Origin of the sequence: Marinifilum sp. JC120, assembly GCA_004923195.1 — a bacterium.
Classification (GTDB): domain Bacteria; phylum Desulfobacterota; class Desulfovibrionia; order Desulfovibrionales; family Desulfovibrionaceae; genus Maridesulfovibrio.
This window is the reverse complement of record RDSB01000263.1, coordinates 1-351: the sequence shown is the minus strand read 5'-3', so window position 1 is coordinate 351 and position 351 is coordinate 1. Positions and strand designations below refer to the sequence as shown.

The window sequence follows — 351 nt, the reverse complement described above, 5'->3', positions numbered from 1 at the left end:
AGCGCAGTGGTTAATAAAGGTATTGGTGGCGTTTTATTGCGCCGAAGGCTCTTGCTCTCGTGCTGAAAATAGTACGGAAGAAAGTGGCGTATACCAGCGCGAAAGCTATGTGTTGACGGACTTGTTGTGAATAAAGATATGCCTCAACCCACCTTGCTTATTGATGCGTCTATTTATATTTTTCAGTATTATTTTGCCTTGCCCGACCATTGGTTTAGTGAGGAAGAACAGTGGCCTACCGCCGCAGTCTATGGCTATACTGCATTCTTGTTGCGCTTATTAAAAGAGCGGCAGCCTTTGCGGGTGGGCGTGTGCTTTGATGAGAGTTTGGATCAGTGCTTTCGTAATGAA

1 protein-coding gene is annotated in these 351 nt (G+C 45.6%); it reads left to right on the top strand.

Going from position 1 to position 351, the window contains the following annotated elements:
• Positions 1 to 138 precede the first annotated feature (138 nt).
• On the top strand, positions 139 to 351 hold a 213-nt coding region (locus D0S45_21040; protein ID TIH01429.1), incomplete at its 3' end, for a flap endonuclease.